General features: G+C 70.8%; 1 protein-coding gene and 1 pseudogene. Both read left to right on the top strand.

The genetic code is table 11. The annotated features are described in order from the left end of the window. The first annotated feature begins 152 nt into the window (after nt 1–152). Nucleotides 153–416 carry a hypothetical protein gene (locus tag E1288_RS46460; protein ID WP_132495737.1) on the top strand — a complete coding sequence of 88 codons (264 nt, stop codon included), beginning with the start codon at nt 153–155 and terminating at the stop codon, nt 414–416. Nucleotides 417–529: 113 nt separating this feature from the next. After that, nucleotides 530–1,118, top strand: a pseudogene (locus E1288_RS46455) (hypothetical protein); the annotation flags it as partial.

Raw genomic sequence — 1,118 nt, 5'->3', positions numbered from 1 at the left:
GTTGACGCCGCGGGCCAGTCTGCGGGCCTCGACCAGTGGTGAGGACGCCGGCTGGTACCGCCGCCCGGGGCTGTTGGCGGGGATCGCGCTGGTCCTGATCATCGCCCTCAACATCATCTTCGGCTGACTTCAAACGACGAGGAGGTTCCGCCATGGCGGGTCGGAGTTCCGGGCACACCGCGGGTGCCTTCGACATCCGGACGGTGATCGCGCTGCTGTTCGCCATCTACGGCGCGGTGCTCGCGATCGTGGGCGTGGTGCAGCCGCAGGCCGAGATCGACAAGGCCGCCGGGGTGAACATCAACCTCTGGGCCGGGATCGGCATGCTCGTGTTCGCGGTGGTGTTCGTGGCCTGGGCCCGGCTGCGGCCCATCGTGGTGCCCGACGAAGCCGAGCGGGGAGCGTCCCCGGAGTAGGCGAACACCTGGCGTGACGGCGTCCGCACCCTCCGGGGCGGGCGCCGTTCGCGTCGCGCCGGATCTGCAGGTTCCCGTCCGCGACGGCGGATCGGCTAGATAGTGTGATCGCCGTGCCCCGACCAGTGACCTTGATCGCCGCGCTGCTCACCGCGCTCACCGCGTTCGCAGCGGCGGGCTGCGCCGCGGACGGCAAGTCGACCTCGGCCCGGCGGACCGTCGAAGTGTCCAAGTTCGAAGTCGACAAGCCCGGGCTGCTGGACCCGGCCTTCGCGCCGGACCGGCTGCGCGGCGTGGACGTGTGCGCCACCCTGCAGGCGGTCGACCTCGGCAGGTTCGGCACACCCGCCCCGGCGTTGACCCCGGACGGCTTCGGGACCTGCTCGAACTTCATGAAGGACCACAACGGCAAGCCGTTCAACGTCACCCTCTACTTCGACGAAGGGGTGTCCGACCCCGGGGCGAACCGCATCGGCGGGCTGCCCGGCACCGTCTACGACAACGGTTCGGGTTCCTGCTTCGCGTCGGCGGCTTACACCGGCGCCGACACCAAGAACTTCGACGATCCGCGCGGGCTGGAGATCCAGCTGAGCAGCGAGCAGGCTGACGCCTGCTCGCCGGCCGTGCAGATCCTGGCCGACGCCGTCGACGTCGTGCGGACGAAACCGCCGGTCAGCCCCCGCGCGTCGGGCGGGCTGGGCG

The sequence above is a fragment of the Saccharopolyspora elongata genome (assembly GCF_004348985.1).
Taxonomy (GTDB): Bacteria; Actinomycetota; Actinomycetes; order Mycobacteriales; family Pseudonocardiaceae; genus Saccharopolyspora; species Saccharopolyspora elongata.
The sequence above is the reverse complement of the archived record's forward strand: the minus strand, read 5'-3'. Positions and strand labels throughout refer to the sequence as shown.